Genomic DNA, 17,570 nt, shown 5'->3' with positions numbered 1-17,570 from the left:
TTTCTTTGAGAAAATCATTCATACATGAATGAGTTACATAAAAATTTTCCATAATGTAGATAATAGGAGGGAGTGAATGATGGTGGATGGGATTCTGTATTTATGGCTGATTTGGGGGATTTGGATTTTTACGACGTTTATGATGAGTAAGGCACACCCATATCGTTTCCATTATTCCTTCATATGTTTAGTGTTAATATGCGTGTTTCCATATGGATTGAAAGTAAGTTCTGTTGAGGTTGCCGTACCCGTTATTGTTTTAGGACTAATCTGTATACATTACATAAGAATTCTTAGTTTGAAAGATAAATTATATATGCTTGTAGCCATTCTGGCGATGGGGATGCTTTATGCTGGGATTGGGTTAGTAGCTATTTATGATCCTGTTCTCATGTTTTTGGATCGAGATCTTATAATGGCTGTATCACTTGCTTTCCTGAGTATTCTCTTCTATACCTCATCTTCATATATTCTCCGGATGATCGCTATTGCCGGGAGCAGTATAGTGGGTGAAGTTTTTATGAGCATCCCATTAAAGAATATAGGATTTCTATATCCCATCGGTGGACCTGTTTATCTCGATGTCCTGGCGATTTCGACTGGAATTCTTTTAGCGATCAAGTTGTTTGAAGACATAAATCAGTTATTCAACATCAAAGTACAAACAAACAAAGGGGAAATGAAGAATCTATGAATGAGTATGTGTATCCGGTCATCTTCGGAGTAGTAGTTGGGACATTAACCAGAATATATATGCTGCGTACAGACTATCGCCAATATCCCACTTATTTGCATGGGAAGATTATACATATTGCTCTTGGATTTATTGCGGCTGGCTTAGGTACCATCGCGATTCCTGCATTACTGGAGGAGAACTTCACGGCGATTACTTTCTTAACCGTGGCTGCGTCTCAATTTCGGGATGTGCGAAATATGGAGAGGAACACATTGACAGAGTTGGATGCATATGAACTTGTTCCTAGAGGGGCTACATACATCGAGGGGATTGCCGTAGCCTTTGAAAGCCGTAATTATCTGGTTATTTTCACTTCGCTGTTAGCCACTTTAGCTTATATTGTCTTTAATTTCTATGTAGCGTTGCTGATCAGTGTGATATGTATGTTAGCTGCCCATAAACTAATGGCTGGAGGCAGATTGAAGGATATCGTTAACATTGAATATGTGAAGCCTCATTTTGATGGGCCAGGACTTTACGTTGATAATATCTATATTATGAATATTGGATTAAAGGTAAGACAAGAAGAAATCTTAAAGTATGGAATGGGGTTTGTTCTTTCCCCAAAATCATTCGATGCCAGATCGACGGTAGCGAATCTAGGTCAAAGGCAAGCGATTCTTCATGATATGTCTACTTCCTTGGGGATATTTAAAGATTCAGGAACACCGGCTTTAACGCCATTGGCCAAGAGGGATTTAGACGATGGTCGAATAGGTGTATTCGTCCTCCCGCAGCGAAAGGATGTAGAGAAAGCGATTGCCATTCTTGGGCAGGTGCCGACATTGGAAAATGCGATAAGAATGCCGTCAGAATCGAAGGCGAATCAGGAGGGTGGTAAATTAGAATGAGTACAACGATCCAAAAATTTATACTCGCTACGGTTACGACATCACCTGAAAAAGTACCAAGTGGAACAAGCGTCTTTTATTGTAAAACAGATGAGGAATTGCAAAAGATCTGTTCGAATTTAGAGGCAATTCTCGATGGCATTGCCCATGAACTGGATGAAGGACTATTTATCATTGTAAAACATTGATTGCTAGTTTATTCTTTTATTGATAAAATAGTTAAGTTAGGGGGGACTGTCCCATAAGGAAACATTACCTTAAGGGCCAGTCCTTCTTATGCATAGCTCCAATTGATGATTGAATAGGCATAAAAAGAGGAAATGTAAGAATAGGATAACCTTCTTACAGAAAGGGTGAATAACGTGACAAAACCAGTAGTAGCAATCGTAGGGCGTCCAAACGTTGGGAAGTCCACGATCTTTAATAGAATTGTTGGAGAAAGAATATCCATAGTTGAAGATGTTCCTGGTGTAACAAGAGACCGTATATATAGTTCTGCTGAGTGGCTGACTCATGAATTTAACATTATAGATACAGGTGGGATTGAACTGGGGAATGAACCATTCCTCGATCAAATCAGGCAGCAGGCTGAAATCGCCATTGATGAAGCGGATGTGATTGTATTTTTAACGAATGGCCGTGAAGGGGTGACAGCTGCAGATGAAATTGTAGCCAAGATCCTTTACCGCTCTAAGAAACCGGTCGTATTAGGGATTAATAAAATTGATAATCCCGAAATGAGGGAAATGATTTATGATTTTTACTCCCTTGGATTTGGGGAGCCGTATCCAATTTCGGGTTCTCATGGTCTTGGGTTAGGAGACCTTCTTGATGATGTTGTGAAAAACTTTAAACAAGAAGAAGAAGAGGACTATGCAGAAGATGTGATCAAATTTTCATTAATTGGTCGTCCGAATGTTGGGAAATCTTCCCTGGTTAACGCCTTATTGGGAGAAGAGCGTGTGATTGTGAGTAATGTTGCAGGAACGACACGGGATGCCATTGATTCCTCCTACACGTATGATGGACAGGATTATGTCATCATTGATACTGCAGGTATGAGGAAAAGAGGTAAAGTGTATGAAACCACTGAAAAATACAGTGTGTTAAGAGCTCTTAGAGCAATTGAACGTTCCGATGTCGTCTTAGCTGTCATTGATGGAGAAGAAGGGATTATCGAGCAGGATAAAAAAATTGCCGGGTATGCTCATGATGCAGGTCGCGCAATCGTGATCGTCGTGAACAAATGGGATGCCGTTGATAAAGACGAGAAAACCATGAACAAATGGGAAAAGAACATCCGAGAACATTTTCAATTCCTTGATTATGCTCCAATCGTTTTTCTATCTGCCAAAACAAAGAAGCGCATTCATACATTATTGCCAATCATTAATACGGCAAGTGAAAATCATGCACTACGAGTACAATCAAGCGTGTTGAATGAAGTGGTCATGGATGCAGTAGCAATGAATCCTACCCCTACAGATAATGGTAAGCGACTCAGAATCTACTATGCGACGCAAGTGGCTGTGAAGCCTCCGACATTCGTGGTATTTGTGAATGACCCTGAATTAATGCACTTCTCATACGAACGATTCTTGGAAAATAGAATACGTGATGCATTTGGATTTGAAGGAACTCCTATTCGTATTATTGCTCGCGCAAGAAAATAATAAGGTGGGTGTAAAAATGGAAAATTCAAAGAAAATAACGGTTGTTGGCGCAGGAAGCTGGGGGACGGCACTTGCGATGGTCCTGGCTGATAATGGACTGGAAGTAAGATTATGGGGACACAAAAAAGAACAGATTGATGAAATTAATACTCAACATACCAACGAAAAGTACCTGAAAGAGGTCAAGCTTCCGGACTCCATCAAGGGTTATCATGATCTTAGTGAGTCTTTAGATGGCGTTGATACAATCATTCTGGCTGTACCGACGAAAGCGATCCGTGGAGTATTGGGTCAAATTCAAGAGGTTCAACGTGCACCATTGACCGTTGTTCATGTGAGTAAAGGGGTTGAACCTGATTCACTTCTAAGAATCTCAGAGATGATTGAAGATGAAATGGCCCCTGATAACTTACATACAGTGGTGGTATTGTCTGGACCCAGTCACGCTGAAGAAGTGAGTTTAAGACACCCGACGACTGTGACCGTTTCCTCTAAGGATATGAAAGCTGCTGAAGAGATTCAGGACCTATTCATGAACATGAATTTCCGTGTATATACGAATCCCGATATGCTGGGCGTTGAAATCGGTGGAGCCTTAAAGAATATCATAGCCCTTGCAGCCGGAATTACAGACGGATTGGGATATGGAGATAATGCAAAAGCCGCTCTTATAACGAGGGGACTTGCAGAAATAGCCCGTCTGGGAACCAAGATGGGAGCAAACCCCTTAACATTTTCAGGTTTAACAGGCATCGGTGATCTGATCGTTACATGTACAAGCGTACATTCAAGAAACTGGAGAGCGGGAAACATGCTTGGTAAGGGTCATAACCTTGATGAGGTCCTGGACAATATGGGGATGGTCGTAGAGGGCGTACGCACAACGAAAGCTGCTCATCAGTTAGCAGACAAGTATGAAGTGAATATGCCCATTACCAACGCTTTGTATGATGTGCTATTCAATAAAGTAGAAGCGAAAGAAGCGGTAGACCACTTAATGGGACGTGGAAAGACAAACGAAATGGAAGACCTCGTCAACATTCTTGGAGAGCGATTAAATTAACCTGATTTTTTTACGATAGAATGCATGACTAAACATTCTTTCGAAACAATGAATTAATCTTGGAATAATAGGCATTCGAGGATGCGAAGTGCGCCCCTGTTGCATACACTGTCATGAATATATACAGCTTTGCCTATGGATGGGTAGGTCTCGCTTTGTTTAGAGCAGCTCAAGTATTTTGACATCAGTTCAATGATGCTAAAATACTTGGGAAGCTCTTTTTTTTGATAATCTCTGCCCGGGTAAGTCCGTATAGGTACATCTTGAGGTTTGTAACAGATTATTGAACAACCATTCTTTTCTATTCTTTTGTAAAAATCTTATGATATAATACATTCGATAACTGGAGGGATGTATGATGGATTCAATGATGAAGATGTGGATTTCGTTTGCATCGATGGGATTCATGTTTTTTGCCATATTAACGATTTATTTCAGCAGGTATAAGATCAAGCAGAGATTCCTGCGTTTTATTACAGCATTCATGGCATATATAATGATGATTGCCGGCGGACTTATGATGATCTATATTGTATTTAGTGGACCGACCAATTAGGTTGCGGTCCGATTGAAAGGACGTTTTTAGATTGAAACGCTTAGGTTTAATTGCATTTCTTCTTATTTTAACTATAAGTATTCTTTCGGGATGTATGTACCCCGAGGAAAAGCTTAGTCAGAACCAGATCCCTTATGAAACGCAGGTGAAGGCTGTACAAGATGCCGTCGTAACCTATCAGAAGGACAATAATGGGTTGCTGCCAATTAAAACCCGAGACCAGGATACACCCATTTATCAGAAGTATCCAATTGATTTCAGAAAGCTTTCACCTCAGTACTTAGCAGAGATTCCGGGAAATGCTTTCGAAAACGGTGGGGTTTTTCAATATGTTCTGACTGACGTGGAGGAAGATCCTCAAGTCAAGATCTTTGATCTGCGGCTGGCGGAACAAATAAGGGAATTGAAAATCAGAATAGAGGCTCAAGGCTACCCGCCATTTAAAGAGGAAGTAGCCAATAATGTCTATACATTGAATTATAAAGAGCTGGGGTATGATGGTGATGTGTATGTAAATAGCCCCTACTCAAACAAGAACCTTCCCCTTGTCATCAATGGTGACGGTGACATATTTGTAGATTACTCTATGGACTTATTTGAACAGATCAAATCGACTGATAAAGAACTAAAGCCTGGTGAAGATATCCGGAATTTACTTGTCGAGGACACTTTTTTTGTCCCGGCTTATTCTTTACCTTATACGGTAGATGAAAATAACGAACCTGTCTTTATGACAAAATAGGCATAACCCTTTTCTTACAAAATATATTGTAAGGGAAGGGTTATTATTTTTATGTCATCCTTTATAGGGAAATTTCATCAAAACTAATGATCATAAATGCTAAAGACATAATAAATTTTTATACTTTTAATCATAAGGGGGGAAAAAAAGCATATTAATAGTCATAAGTCATTGGGACAACATCATAAATATAGATTGAGAGACAGAATACACGGATGAAACATCCCTGGAATATAAGATGGGAGGGAATCTCTTGGAAAGAGTCGATCTATTTAAGGACATTGCCGAAAGAACAGGCGGAGATATCTATTTAGGTGTGGTAGGAGCAGTTAGAACAGGAAAATCAACATTCATCAAGAAGTTCATGGAACTTGTGGTCCTTCCTAACATAGCCAGTGAATCAGAACGTGCAAGAGCGCAGGATGAATTACCCCAAAGTGCAGCAGGCAGGACCATCATGACGACAGAACCGAAGTTTGTTCCTAATCAAGCCATCTCTGTTCACGTCGATGAAGGCCTCGAAGTGAATATTAGATTGGTAGATTGTGTGGGATATACGGTCCCGGGTGCAAAAGGGTACGAGGATGAAAATGGACCTAGGATGATCAATACCCCATGGTATGAAGAGCCTATACCATTCCATGAAGCGGCCGAAATCGGTACGCGTAAGGTCATTCAGGAACATTCCACGATCGGAGTTGTGGTGACAACCGACGGTTCCATCGGGGAAATTGGCAGAGGCGATTACATCCAAGCGGAAGAGAGAGTCATTGAGGAACTGAAAGAAGTAGGTAAACCATTTATCATGGTCATCAACTCGGCGAGACCTCATGCTCCTGAGACAGAAGACCTAAGAGTGAAACTTCAAGATAAATATGACATTCCAGTTCTCGCCATGAGTGTGGAGAGCATGAGAGACTCAGATGTCCTCAACGTGTTAAGAGAAGCACTATTTGAATTCCCGGTACTTGAAGTGAATGTGAATCTTCCAAGCTGGGTAATGGTTCTGAAAGAAGAGCACTGGCTAAGACAGAACTATCAGGAAGCTGTGAAAGAAACGGTAAAGGACATTAAACGACTGCGGGATGTGGATCGAGTTGTTCATTACTTCAGTGAATTTGATCATATCGAACGGGCAGGGCTTGCCGGCATTGATATGGGGCAAGGAATTGCAGAAATTGACCTGTACGCTCCTGACGAACTGTATGATGAAGTACTGAAGGAGATTGTAGGGGTGGAAATTCGCGGTAAAGATCATCTCCTGGAATTAATGCAGGACTTCGCTCATGCAAAAGCGGAATACGACCAGGTTTCAGATGCATTGAGAATGGTGAAGCAGACGGGATATGGCATCGCAGCGCCTTCGTTGAATGATATGAGTCTGGATGAACCGGAAATCATCAGGCAGGGTTCAAGATTCGGAGTCAGCTTGAAAGCAGTAGCACCATCCATCCATATGATCAAAGTGGATGTACAGTCCAAGTTCGAACCGATTATCGGTACAGAAAAACAGAGCGAAGAACTGGTGCGCTATTTAATGCAGGATTTCGAAGATGACCCGCTATCGATTTGGAATTCCGATATTTTCGGCAGAAGCTTAAGTTCCATTGTAAGAGAGGGAATCCAAGCGAAACTTTCCTTAATGCCTGAGAATGCAAGATATAAACTCAAAGATACGTTGGAAAGAATCATCAACGAGGGATCAGGTGGATTGATCGCCATCATATTATAAATGTCTTTGGACCTTCTTAGGAGGGTCTTTTTTTGTTTTGTTTTGTTTCTTTGAAATTTTTCATTTTTATATTGAACCTCTGAATTTTCTTGTGAGAATCCGGCTTTTAATTGCTGATTTTCACATTGTGACTTCATAAATTTGTAGCTGGGACGATAAAGGTGTAAAAAAGCAGAGGGAGGTCCTCAAACCTTGATATATAAAGGTTTATGCCATGTGAATTTCAGGACATTGCAACCTGGTGGATATTCATACTGGATGAAAATAGGGGAGGAGATGTTTAAGGGATTTCAAGGTTGGGAAGTAAGATAGAGTACCCAAAGAGGAGAGGGTATTAGTTGCAGTCATCGAAAAGAAGTGATAGGTTGAATAGACGGCAAGGATAAAGGGCTTTGAAGGGATTCTATTACATTTGTGTTTCAAATAAGAAAAGATTCCCATTATTTCTTGATTTGTTCTTGCTAAGGTTAATCTATTGTGATAATCTTTTAACAGAATTGTTGTTGAATATTGATTCAGCAACGTTTTCAAGCGTTTTTTCTACACTTTATGTATAGAATCCGCTAAACTTGTTTACTAATGATATTAAAGTAAATGAATCATGACTGAGACATTTCCTTGGGAGGAGGTGAATGGCATGAACAAGACAGAACTAATCAATGCTGTTGCAGAAGCTGCTGAGCTATCTAAGAAGGACGCTACCAAAGCGGTTGACGCTGTTTTCGATACAATTCAAGATTCACTTGCAAACGGTGATAAAGTACAATTAATCGGATTCGGTAACTTCGAAGTACGTGAGCGTGCAGCCCGTAAAGGTCGCAACCCACAAACAGGTGAAGAGATCGAAATCTCAGCTAGCAAAGTACCTGCTTTCAAACCAGGTAAAGCGCTTAAAGAAGCTGTAAAATAATTACATACTTTGAGCGTATAGAAAAGGTCGCATATTTATGCGGCCTTTTTTGCTATTCATTTATAGTGTGGTTATTTCTCCTTAAAATATGTACGAAGTTTTATTCCTTTAATGGAAGTTTTATATTATTATAAAACTTCTAAAGCACTAGTCTTTGATGACATTATAGGCTTGTGCTAATATTAACAATGTTACTATTTCTTTAAGTATTTTAGGAGGGCAACATAATGGCACAAGTCAATCATGGCCAAATAGAAGAAGCAGTTCGATTAATATTAGAAGCTATTGGAGAGAATCCTAATAGAGAAGGTTTATTAGATACACCAAAGCGTGTGGCGAAAATGTATGCAGAAGTATTTTCGGGAATCGGTCACGATCCGAAAGAATACTTTGAAACAATATTCAGTGAAGAGCATGAAGAGCTGGTGCTTGTGAAGGATATTCCTTTTTATTCGATGTGTGAACACCACTTGGTACCTTTCTACGGTAAAGCTCATGTAGCATATATTCCCAGAAACGGAAGAGTGGCCGGACTTAGTAAACTGGCAAGGGCCGTTGAATCTGTTGCTAAACGACCTCAGCTGCAAGAAAGAATCACTTCGACAGTGGCTGATACGATCATGGAAACCCTTGAGCCTTATGGTGCAATGGTAGTGGTTGAAGCTGAGCATATGTGCATGACAATGAGAGGTGTAAAGAAGCCTGGTTCAAGTACAGTGACCACTGCGGTAAGGGGCTCGTTTAAAGAAGACCCTCAAGCACGAAGCGAAGTTCTTTCTTTTATAAAGAATTAGGAGTGAGCCAAGGATGAATACAAATGATTATATTGTGATTAAGGCGATTGAAGATGGTGTGAACGTGATCGGGCTGACAAGAGGGACAGATACCCGATTTCATCATTCAGAAAAGCTTGATAAAGGTGAAGTCATGATTGCTCAGTTTACAGACCATACCTCGGCGATTAAAGTTAGAGGAAAAGCAACCATCGTTACAAGTTACGGGGAAGTCGAAAGTGATAACAAGAAATAATCCTCTGAGCATTTACGTTCCAGAGAAGATACAGGCGGGACTGACTATGGGTAGTTGAACTTCGTAGTCGTCCCCTTTGTTATACTAAAGCTAAATAGGGAGGGCAAGACTGTTTCCCTATTGTTGAGGATTTTATGGTATAATATCTATTGCTGAAATTTTTAGACCGATACATAGTAGAAATGGGGATTAAAGGGTATGAAATTCATTGATTGTAACCATCAAGCGAATATCATTCATCAATACATAGAAGAGCAGCTGCATCACTCTTACTTAAAGGAATATATCGATCAGCCTTACATTGATCGGGATCGGATTTATTTCCTGCTCCTTCCTTTTGTAAGTGAGGGACGGACCTTGAATAAAGAAGTTGTACAGTGGATTTCGACTGCCATGCTATTGCAGATAGCCCTTGATACCCATGAAAAGGTTACAATCTCTGAGCTTGATCCATTGAAAGAGAGGCAGCTTACGGTACTTGCAGGAGTATACTTCAGCAGCCTTTACTATAAAATCCTTGCCGACACAGATGATGTGGATCTTATCGCAGTATTAGCCAAGGCGATAAAAGAAATCAACGAAAGCAAAATTTCCATTTATAAAGAGGAACATCAAAACCTTGATGGGCTAATGTCAAACTTGAAGACAAGAGAATCAGCGATCGTTTCAAAATTCTTTCGTTTTTTTGAAGATGACAAATGGATCCGGATTGTAGAGCAAGCCCTTTTATACAAGAAGCTCGTTCAAGAAAGAATTTGTATAGAACACTCGCAGAATACGAGCTTTATAAAAGCGTTGTCGACTTTAACCTTCGAATCAGCCAGTGAAACACCATCTTTAAAGCTAACGAAAGAAGAGTCCAGACATTTGCTTTCAAGGGTGGATAAATTAATTTCCTCAACGAAGAAAACCATTCAAACACAGTTAGAGAACATAGAACCGGTAACACCATATTTTAAAAAGCTGATTGTAGAGCTCTTACCTTATGCTGAGCCTGAACCTATGACCAAACTATATGCGGAAGAAGGGTAAATCGAAATGCAGCAGTCCAAAGAACAAAAAGTCCACGGAGTATTTGAAAAAATATATTCCAATTATGATAAGATGAATTCGGTAATCAGTTTCCAACAGCATAAAAAATGGAGAAAAGATACCATGAAGCATATGGATGTGAAGCCAGGCTCAAAGGCACTGGACGTTTGCTGTGGAACGGCGGATTGGACGTTAGCCATCGGAGAGAAAGTCGGAGAAACCGGCAAGGTAGTGGGGCTGGATTTCAGCCAAAATATGCTTTCTATTGGTGAAGAGAAAGTGAAACGATCCCCATTGAACAACATTGAGCTGATCCATGGAAATGCAATGGAGCTGCCTTTTGACGATAATACCTTTGATTATGTCACAATTGGCTTTGGCTTACGGAATGTTCCGGACTACCTCCATGTCTTAAAAGAAATGAATCGTGTCGTGAAACCAGGAGGGATGGCTGTTTGCCTTGAAACCTCTCAACCAACCATGATCGGTTTCAAACAGATGTATTACGCATACTTTCGTTTCGTGATGCCTCTGTTCGGAAAGATCTTTGCCAAGAGCTTTAATGAATATTCATGGCTTCAGGAATCAGCCAGAGATTTCCCAGGGATGAAGGAGCTTGCTGATATGTTTGAAGAAGCCGGCTTTAAAGATATACATGTGAAACCATATAGTGGCGGAGTGGCTGCCATGCATTCAGGCAGAAAGTAAGAAATTCGTAAATTAGGTGGAAAAACTATGAAGCTAAACAGGATGTATTCGTTTCTTAAAACGGATATTGATGAAATTGAAAAGGAACTGGAAGTTGCGATTGAGTCAGAATCACAACTTTTACAAGAGGCATCCCTTCACCTTCTGCAAGCAGGTGGTAAAAGAATCAGACCTGTTTTTGTCTTGCTCTCTGCAAAATTCGGACAATATGATATCAACATTGTGAAAAATGTAGCAGTGGCTTTGGAGTTAATTCATATGGCATCCCTTGTTCACGATGACGTGATCGATGATGCAGAGTTAAGAAGAGGAAAGCCAACGATTAAAGCTCAATGGGACAATCGTATTGCCATGTACACCGGAGATTACATCTTTGCACGAGCTCTCGAGTATATGACGAATATTAAAGCGCCTGAAGCACATCAAATACTTTCACACACCATTGTTGAAGTATGTAAGGGTGAAATTGCTCAAATAAAAGATAAATATCGATTTGATCAAAATCTGAGGGATTACCTCCTTAGAATCAAGCGTAAAACGGCTCTGCTTATTGCTGTAAGCTGCCAGATCGGTGCCATTTCTTCCGGTGCTCCTGAAGAAATTCATCGTCGCTTATACCGATTTGGTTATAATGTGGGAATGAGCTTTCAAATTACAGATGATATTTTAGATCTTACAGCAAGTGAGGAAGAACTGGGTAAGCCCGCCGGCAGTGACTTGTGGCAAGGTAATATCACCCTTCCGATCTTATATGCGATGGAAAACCCTGAACTTAAAACGAGGATTGAAAGAGTGAATGAATATACTTCTCCTGAAGAGATGAGAGAAATCATTTCGTCCATCTTAGCGACCGATGCCATAGATCGATCCCATCAGCTTAGTAGGATGTACTTAGACAGAGCGTTGGAAGATCTGGATCATCTCCCATACAACCGCGTGAAGAAAACATTGAAGAATATCGCAAACTTTATTGGCAAGAGAAAATATTAAGAAAATTTAAAATGGAAACGTTGCCAAAACCCCCAATCAGTGTTACTATTTTCGTGGGATGTCCTTAGGACTTCTATACATACATATTTAGGAGTGGGGAAGATGGAAAAGACATTTTTAATGGTAAAACCGGACGGCGTACAAAGAGGGTTAATCGGTGATATCGTATCACGTTTTGAAAAAAAGGGCTTTCAATTAGTAGGGGCAAAGCTGATGAGCATTTCAAATGAGCTTGCTGAAGAACACTACGGTGAGCACAAGGAAAGACCATTCTTTGGGGAGCTTGTTGACTTCATTACTTCTGGACCTGTATTTGCAATGGTTTGGCAAGGTGAAAACGTTATCACGACAGCTCGTGGAATGATGGGAGCAACAAACCCTAAGGATGCTGCACTTGGAACAATCCGCGGTGATTTCGGCTTGACAGTCGGAAAGAATATCATCCACGGATCTGACTCTGCCGAAAGCGCTGTTAGAGAAATCGGCTTATTCTTCAAAGAAGAAGAACTGGTAGAGTATTCTAAATTAATGAACGAGTGGGTTTATTAATACCTGTTAAACAAATAAGATTTTTTAGGGCAAGTCGTGATAAGGCGACTTGCCTTTTCTATTGAATAGGATTTAACTTTTCTGTATAGCGTTCGATATAATACATATAGTCTTATACCTTTAATGTAGCAAAGTGAGTGGGTCATTATGTCAAATGATTATCTGGAATTTATTCAAGGGATAAAAAGAAAAACGGGAATTGATCTTTCCCTTTACAAAGAAGCTCAAATGAAACGGAGATTAACGGCACTGTATGAAAAAAAGGGCTTCGGTAGTTTTCAAGATTTCTTCAGTAAGCTGAACCGTGACAGCGAAGAAATGGAAGAGTTTCTCGATCGAATGACGATCAATGTTTCAGAGTTTTATCGAAACTACAAACGGTGGGAAGTTCTCGAGACTAAAATCCTTCCCAGACTTCTACAGGAAAACAAAACACTTAAAATATGGAGCGCAGCTTGTTCTACGGGGGAAGAGCCGTACACTATCGCCATGATGCTGTCGGAACACATGACTCTTTCAGGACGGACCATCACCGCGACTGATATCGATAAAAATGCCATTCAACGTGCAAGGAACGGTCTCTACCCTGAACGATCGCTGAATGAGGTCCCCTCCGTAATGAAAGCCCGTTATTTCACTCAGGAAGGCTCCTTGTACAAATTGAATGAAGAGATCAGGAAAAACGTGACTTTCAAGCAGCAGAACCTGCTGTCAGACCCATTTGAGGGGAACTACGACTTGATTGTTTGCAGAAATGTGTTAATTTATTTCACGGAGGAAGCGAAAAACCTATTATATAAAAAATTCAATGCCTCACTGAGACCCGGCGGTGTGCTTTTTGTCGGGAGTACCGAACAAATCTTCAACCCATCCCAATACGGATTCGAGACAGAAGACACATTCTTCTATAAAAAAATCTAAAATTTACGATGTCGACCTTACATTTACTGGACGGCTGTACGCTTGCTTTTTTAGAAACGATACAGTTTAAAAGTCCAAATATGTTGGGTTACATCGTTTTTTTCTATATAAGAGAGCTTTTTAGAAAATTTTTTAAACTTAAGGGCTAGGAAATGATCTGAATTCTATGTTATATTGGTACATAATTCTTTAACGAGTTGAAGGGGGAAAGTGAATGAGATACTTAACATCTGGAGAATCACATGGACCACAATTAACGACCATCATTGAAGGGCTGCCTGCAGGAATGCCTTTAGAAGCAGGGGATATCAATGATAATCTGGCAAGAAGGCAAAAAGGCTATGGCCGGGGCCGGAGGATGCAGATAGAGAAAGATCAGGCATCGATCGTTGGAGGAGTGAGACATGGATATACTCTGGGTTCTCCTTTAGGACTGGTTGTGGAGAATAGAGACTGGACTCACTGGACCAAAGTGATGGGCATCGAACCTCTGGAGCCTGGAGAAGAAGAAGAGGTAAAGAGAAAGATTTCAAGACCAAGACCAGGACATGCAGACCTTGTCGGTGGTATGAAATATGGACATAGGGACCTGCGGAATGTATTAGAAAGGTCATCAGCCAGAGAAACCACTGTAAGAGTTGCTGCAGGTGCCGTCGCGAAAAAGCTACTAAAGCTATTAGGTATCGAAGTTGTAGGTCATGTTCTTGAAATTGGTGGAATTAAAGCAGAGAAACTACACTATGATTCTATAAATGAACTAAGAGATATAACAGAAGATTCTCCGGTCCGTTGCCTGGATAAAGAAGCTGCACAGAAAATGATGGACTTAATAGATGAAGCGAAGAATAATGGAGATTCCATTGGTGGTGTGGTTGAAGTCATCGTTGAAGGGATGCCTTCAGGAGTCGGTAGCTATGTCCATTATGACCGTAAGCTTGATGCGAAGATTGCCATGGCCGTCATGAGTATCAATGCATTTAAAGGGGTCGAATTCGGCTTAGGATTTGAAATGGCGCGAAAGCCGGGTAGTGAAGTACATGATGAAATAGCCTGGAGTGAAGAACGGGGGTACTACCGTAAAACAAATCGATTAGGCGGCTTTGAAGGCGGTATGACGACAGGTATGCCTATCCGGGTTAAAGGAGTCATGAAGCCTATCCCAACCCTGTATAAACCATTACAAAGCGTGGATATCGAAACAAAAGAACCATTTAAAGCAAGTATCGAGAGATCCGATAGCTGTGCGGTACCGGCTGCAAGCGTAGTGGCAGAGGCCGTAGTGGCGTGGGAACTTGCTTCTGCTATCGTGGAACAATTCCATAGTGATCAATTCGATAAGCTCCATGAAGATATCATTAGACAACGTCAAGAGTCCAAGGAGTATTAATGAATGAAACAGGTAACCATTCAAACTGCTTCCAAAACGTATGATGTGAAAATTGGAGTGGAAATGACGAATGAAATTGTTTCTTTTATAAAGAAGACCTTCCCGAAAGTATCTAAATTGTGGATCATTGCGGATAAAGAGGTCTTCAACCTTCATGGAACAGCTTTCTCAGAAATTTTAAGTGAATCATTTGACGTAACGACTTATCTGGCTCCTAAAGGAGAACACGCCAAAAGCTTCGCTATTTATGAGGATGCCATCACCCACGGTCTTTCAAATCATGTCGATCGCGGATCCCTGGTGATAGCATTCGGAGGCGGAGCCATCGGAGATCTCGCTGGTTTCGTCGCCTCCACCTATATGAGGGGGATCCCCTTCATAGGTGTCCCGACAACGATTCTCGCTCATGATAGTGCTGTTGGAGGGAAGGTAGCGATTAACCATCCCCTTGGCAAAAACATGGTAGGGCAGTTTTATCAGCCTGAAGGTGTGTTTTTTGATTTAGATTATTTTTCAACTTTGCCTGGAACTGAAGTGCTATCAGGATTTTCAGAAGTGATCAAGCATGCTTTCTTATCCGATCGATCCTTTTTACAAGAATTAATGCATTCGTTCCATTCTCCGGAAAAAATGGATAAGCAATTTTTAACGGATTGCCTAATGAAAGGGATACGTGTAAAAGGGGATATTGTTTCAAAAGACGAAAGAGAGTCGAATATTCGAGCTTTTTTAAACTTTGGACATACGTATGGGCACGCTGTTGAAAGTGCCAGCGGATACGGTAGTCGCACACATGGTGAATCGGTAATGATCGGGATGATCTTTGCTCTGTATCTTAGTGAACAGTACTGCGAACTTTCATTTAATCTACATGAATTTATCAAATGGGTCACTACACTTGGCTACAATCTAAACATTCCATCTCATATCACATTTGAAACATTATATGAGGAAATGAGACATGATAAGAAATCCCAATATGGACATCCTGTTTTTGTGTTATTGAAGGATATTGGCGAGCCGTTAATGGTGAAGGTATCTGTAGAGGGTTTAAGACGGGCAGATGAGTTTATCCGCCAGTTGTAAAACGTACTCTGGATTAATAAAAACCCGCAAGTACAAAAAGAGAGTGTTTAATAACAGGAGAAAAGGGAGTGGAAGAATGATCAGGGGAGTTCGAGGCGCCACTACAGCGGATTGTGATAATGATAAGGAAATTCTCCTTTCAACTGAAAGTCTCTTAAAGGAAATGATTTTACATAATAATATTATGGCAGAGGATGTTGCATCTGTGTTTATTTCTGCCACCAGTGACATTGGGAGTGTATTTCCGGCAAAAGCATTAAGAAGGTTTGAAGAGTGGAAATATGTTCCTGTCATGTGTATGCAGGAGTTGGACGTCCCTGATGCATTGCCATATTGTATTAGAGTGATGATTCATTTAAATACATCTACACCTCAGAAAGACATCCAACATATTTATATGAAAAATGCAGTCAGCCTGCGTCCTGACTTGAAAGATACCCCGCCTATTTCAAATGAAAACGACCTGAAAGGAAGGTAAGCATGAAGTGGAGATCTCAGATTCAAAATCTTAAAGCATACCAGCCCGGGAAAACGATGGATGATGTGAAAGAACTATTCAATCTCGAGAAAGTAGTGAAGCTTGCTTCGAATGAAAATCCATTTGGATGTTCAAAGAACGTTGAAACATTTCTCAAGACGAACGCTGTTTCGCATGCGATTTATCCCGACGGCTATGCGAAGGAATTGCGAATGAAGGTGGCAGAGCAGCTATCTGTTGAACCTGGACAGTTACTTTTCGGAAATGGCTCGGATGAAGTGATTCAGATGATTTCAAGAGCATTATTAGATGGTGATAAGAGCACGGTTATGGCTACGCCGACTTTCCCTCAATATAAGCACAATGCCATTGTTGAAGGAGCGGAGATAAGAGAAGTTCCCCTTGATTCAGCCGGTAGACATCAGTTAACCAAAATGCTTGCTGAAATTGATGCAACGACCTCAGTCGTTTGGCTCTGTTCACCAAATAATCCTACAGGGGAATATATTCGCAGTGAAGAGATCATCTCCTTCCTGGATGCGGTTCCTGCACACGTACTAGTCGTATTGGATGAAGCCTATTATGAATATGTTGTGGCCGGGGATTACTATGATTCATTGGAATTATTAAAATCGTACCCACAATTATTGATAACGCGCACTTTCTCAAAGGCTTACGGATTAGCCGGCTTTCGAGTAGGATTCGGAATTGCGAATGAAGATGTAATTGGGAAGTTAGAGCCGATCCGTGAACCGTTTAATAATAATGCTTTAGGTCAGGGAGCCGCATCCGCAGCCGTTCTGGACCAGGAGTTTATTAGAGAATGCAGGGAGCAAAATCGCAAAGGACTGGAGCAGTATTACCAGTTCTGCGAGGAAAACGGGCTGAATTATATTCCATCACAAGCAAACTTCGTGTTAATCGATTTCGGTGTAAGCGGTGATGATGTGTTTCAATTCTTAATGAGTAAGGGATTCATTGTACGGTCCGGAGAGGCCCTGGGATATCCTCATTCTGTGAGGGTAACGGTCGGCTCTCATGAACAAAATGAAGAGGTTATTGAGAGAATGAAGGAATTTTTAGACCTTCAAAATCAAGTGTGAAAAGGAATGGATGGTCGGAACGGC

Annotated in this window: 20 protein-coding genes; all 20 read left to right on the top strand. The window is 40.8% G+C overall.

The genetic code is table 11. The features are described 5' to 3' along the window. Positions 1-76: 76 nt before the first annotated feature. The 20 genes from ACOSV2_RS07635 (at position 77) to hisC (ending at position 17,546) form a co-directional block, all read left to right on the top strand. Positions 77-694, top strand: a complete 618-nt coding sequence (locus ACOSV2_RS07635; RefSeq protein WP_428974622.1) for a YphA family membrane protein — start codon at positions 77-79, stop codon at positions 692-694. After that, positions 691-1,587 carry a YIEGIA family protein gene (locus tag ACOSV2_RS07630; RefSeq protein ID WP_428974621.1) on the top strand — a complete coding sequence of 299 codons (897 nt, stop codon included), beginning with the start codon at positions 691-693 and terminating at the stop codon, positions 1,585-1,587. The genes ACOSV2_RS07635 and ACOSV2_RS07630 overlap by 4 nt, the downstream gene beginning before the upstream one ends. Continuing rightward, positions 1,584-1,775, top strand: coding sequence for a capping complex subunit for YIEGIA (locus ACOSV2_RS07625; RefSeq protein ID WP_428974620.1), 192 nt, complete (start codon positions 1,584-1,586; stop codon positions 1,773-1,775). The genes ACOSV2_RS07630 and ACOSV2_RS07625 overlap by 4 nt, the downstream gene beginning before the upstream one ends. 174 nt (positions 1,776-1,949) lie before the next feature. Beyond that, a complete protein-coding gene (gene der / locus ACOSV2_RS07620) occupies positions 1,950-3,260 on the top strand; it encodes a ribosome biogenesis GTPase Der (protein WP_113970715.1) in 1,311 nt (436 codons plus the stop codon). Positions 3,261-3,276: 16 nt separating this feature from the next. After that, positions 3,277-4,323 carry an NAD(P)H-dependent glycerol-3-phosphate dehydrogenase gene (locus ACOSV2_RS07615; protein WP_428974619.1) on the top strand — a complete coding sequence of 349 codons (1,047 nt, stop codon included), beginning with the start codon at positions 3,277-3,279 and terminating at the stop codon, positions 4,321-4,323. A 355-nt stretch (positions 4,324-4,678) separates the two neighbouring features. Beyond that, positions 4,679-4,879 carry a DUF2768 domain-containing protein gene (locus tag ACOSV2_RS07610; RefSeq protein ID WP_181778207.1) on the top strand — a complete coding sequence of 67 codons (201 nt, stop codon included), beginning with the start codon at positions 4,679-4,681 and terminating at the stop codon, positions 4,877-4,879. Between the two features lie 31 nt (positions 4,880-4,910). Beyond that, positions 4,911-5,621, top strand: a complete 711-nt coding sequence (locus ACOSV2_RS07605) for a hypothetical protein (RefSeq protein WP_397553523.1) — start codon at positions 4,911-4,913, stop codon at positions 5,619-5,621. 253 nt (positions 5,622-5,874) lie between these two features. Then, positions 5,875-7,353: a stage IV sporulation protein A gene (gene spoIVA, locus ACOSV2_RS07600; protein ID WP_428974618.1), complete on the top strand. Its 1,479-nt coding sequence runs from the start codon at positions 5,875-5,877 to the stop codon at positions 7,351-7,353. 637 nt (positions 7,354-7,990) lie between these two features. Beyond that, on the top strand, positions 7,991-8,263 hold the full coding sequence (locus tag ACOSV2_RS07595) for an HU family DNA-binding protein (protein WP_169213765.1): 273 nt from the start codon (positions 7,991-7,993) through the stop codon (positions 8,261-8,263). A gap of 227 nt (positions 8,264-8,490) precedes the next feature. Further along, entirely contained in the window at positions 8,491-9,057 is a 567-nt protein-coding gene (gene folE, locus ACOSV2_RS07590) for a GTP cyclohydrolase I FolE (RefSeq protein ID WP_113970710.1), read from the top strand. Between the two features lie 13 nt (positions 9,058-9,070). After that, positions 9,071-9,292, top strand: a complete 222-nt coding sequence (gene mtrB, locus ACOSV2_RS07585) for a trp RNA-binding attenuation protein MtrB (protein ID WP_428974617.1) — start codon at positions 9,071-9,073, stop codon at positions 9,290-9,292. Between the two features lie 198 nt (positions 9,293-9,490). Beyond that, entirely contained in the window at positions 9,491-10,324 is an 834-nt protein-coding gene (locus ACOSV2_RS07580; RefSeq protein ID WP_428974616.1) for a heptaprenyl diphosphate synthase component 1, read from the top strand. Between the two features lie 6 nt (positions 10,325-10,330). Then, positions 10,331-11,032: a demethylmenaquinone methyltransferase gene (locus ACOSV2_RS07575; protein WP_428974615.1), complete on the top strand. Its 702-nt coding sequence runs from the start codon at positions 10,331-10,333 to the stop codon at positions 11,030-11,032. A 27-nt stretch (positions 11,033-11,059) separates the two neighbouring features. Further along, positions 11,060-12,022, top strand: a complete 963-nt coding sequence (gene hepT / locus ACOSV2_RS07570) for a heptaprenyl diphosphate synthase component II (RefSeq protein WP_428974614.1) — start codon at positions 11,060-11,062, stop codon at positions 12,020-12,022. A gap of 102 nt (positions 12,023-12,124) precedes the next feature. After that, positions 12,125-12,571, top strand: coding sequence for a nucleoside-diphosphate kinase (gene ndk, locus ACOSV2_RS07565; protein WP_034758349.1), 447 nt, complete (start codon positions 12,125-12,127; stop codon positions 12,569-12,571). Positions 12,572-12,718: 147 nt separating this feature from the next. After that, positions 12,719-13,492, top strand: a complete 774-nt coding sequence (locus tag ACOSV2_RS07560; protein ID WP_428974613.1) for a CheR family methyltransferase — start codon at positions 12,719-12,721, stop codon at positions 13,490-13,492. A gap of 214 nt (positions 13,493-13,706) precedes the next feature. After that, entirely contained in the window at positions 13,707-14,879 is a 1,173-nt protein-coding gene (gene aroC / locus ACOSV2_RS07555) for a chorismate synthase (protein ID WP_428974612.1), read from the top strand. Positions 14,880-14,882: 3 nt separating this feature from the next. Continuing rightward, positions 14,883-15,965 carry a 3-dehydroquinate synthase gene (aroB, locus tag ACOSV2_RS07550; RefSeq protein WP_428974611.1) on the top strand — a complete coding sequence of 361 codons (1,083 nt, stop codon included), beginning with the start codon at positions 14,883-14,885 and terminating at the stop codon, positions 15,963-15,965. 76 nt (positions 15,966-16,041) lie between these two features. Continuing rightward, positions 16,042-16,443, top strand: a complete 402-nt coding sequence (gene aroH, locus ACOSV2_RS07545) for a chorismate mutase (protein WP_428974610.1) — start codon at positions 16,042-16,044, stop codon at positions 16,441-16,443. 2 nt (positions 16,444-16,445) lie between these two features. Next, complete coding sequence (gene hisC, locus ACOSV2_RS07540; protein ID WP_428974609.1) at positions 16,446-17,546, top strand: histidinol-phosphate transaminase; 1,101 nt, start codon at positions 16,446-16,448, stop codon at positions 17,544-17,546. Positions 17,547-17,570 lie beyond the last annotated feature (24 nt).

The sequence above is a fragment of the Rossellomorea sp. DUT-2 genome, from assembly GCF_052665285.1.
Note: the sequence above shows the minus strand (reverse complement) of the source record. Positions and strands in the feature narration are given on the sequence as shown.

Bases quoted from the DNA above. Each gene is read 5' to 3' on its own strand.
- ACOSV2_RS07635 (WP_428974622.1), top strand. From the start codon at position 77: ATGATGGTGGATGGGATTCTGTATTTATGGCTGATTTGGGGGATTTGG.
- ACOSV2_RS07630 (WP_428974621.1), top strand. From the start codon at position 691: ATGAATGAGTATGTGTATCCGGTCATCTTCGGAGTAGTAGTTGGGACA.
- ACOSV2_RS07625 (WP_428974620.1), top strand. From the start codon at position 1,584: ATGAGTACAACGATCCAAAAATTTATACTCGCTACGGTTACGACATCA.
- ACOSV2_RS07615 (WP_428974619.1), top strand. From the start codon at position 3,277: ATGGAAAATTCAAAGAAAATAACGGTTGTTGGCGCAGGAAGCTGGGGG.
- ACOSV2_RS07610 (WP_181778207.1), top strand. From the start codon at position 4,679: ATGATGGATTCAATGATGAAGATGTGGATTTCGTTTGCATCGATGGGA.
- ACOSV2_RS07595 (WP_169213765.1), top strand. From the start codon at position 7,991: ATGAACAAGACAGAACTAATCAATGCTGTTGCAGAAGCTGCTGAGCTA.
- folE (WP_113970710.1), top strand. From the start codon at position 8,491: ATGGCACAAGTCAATCATGGCCAAATAGAAGAAGCAGTTCGATTAATA.
- mtrB (WP_428974617.1), top strand. From the start codon at position 9,071: ATGAATACAAATGATTATATTGTGATTAAGGCGATTGAAGATGGTGTG.
- ACOSV2_RS07580 (WP_428974616.1), top strand. From the start codon at position 9,491: ATGAAATTCATTGATTGTAACCATCAAGCGAATATCATTCATCAATAC.
- ACOSV2_RS07575 (WP_428974615.1), top strand. From the start codon at position 10,331: ATGCAGCAGTCCAAAGAACAAAAAGTCCACGGAGTATTTGAAAAAATA.
- hepT (WP_428974614.1), top strand. From the start codon at position 11,060: ATGAAGCTAAACAGGATGTATTCGTTTCTTAAAACGGATATTGATGAA.
- ndk (WP_034758349.1), top strand. From the start codon at position 12,125: ATGGAAAAGACATTTTTAATGGTAAAACCGGACGGCGTACAAAGAGGG.
- ACOSV2_RS07560 (WP_428974613.1), top strand. From the start codon at position 12,719: ATGTCAAATGATTATCTGGAATTTATTCAAGGGATAAAAAGAAAAACG.
- aroC (WP_428974612.1), top strand. From the start codon at position 13,707: ATGAGATACTTAACATCTGGAGAATCACATGGACCACAATTAACGACC.
- aroB (WP_428974611.1), top strand. From the start codon at position 14,883: ATGAAACAGGTAACCATTCAAACTGCTTCCAAAACGTATGATGTGAAA.
- aroH (WP_428974610.1), top strand. From the start codon at position 16,042: ATGATCAGGGGAGTTCGAGGCGCCACTACAGCGGATTGTGATAATGAT.
- hisC (WP_428974609.1), top strand. From the start codon at position 16,446: ATGAAGTGGAGATCTCAGATTCAAAATCTTAAAGCATACCAGCCCGGG.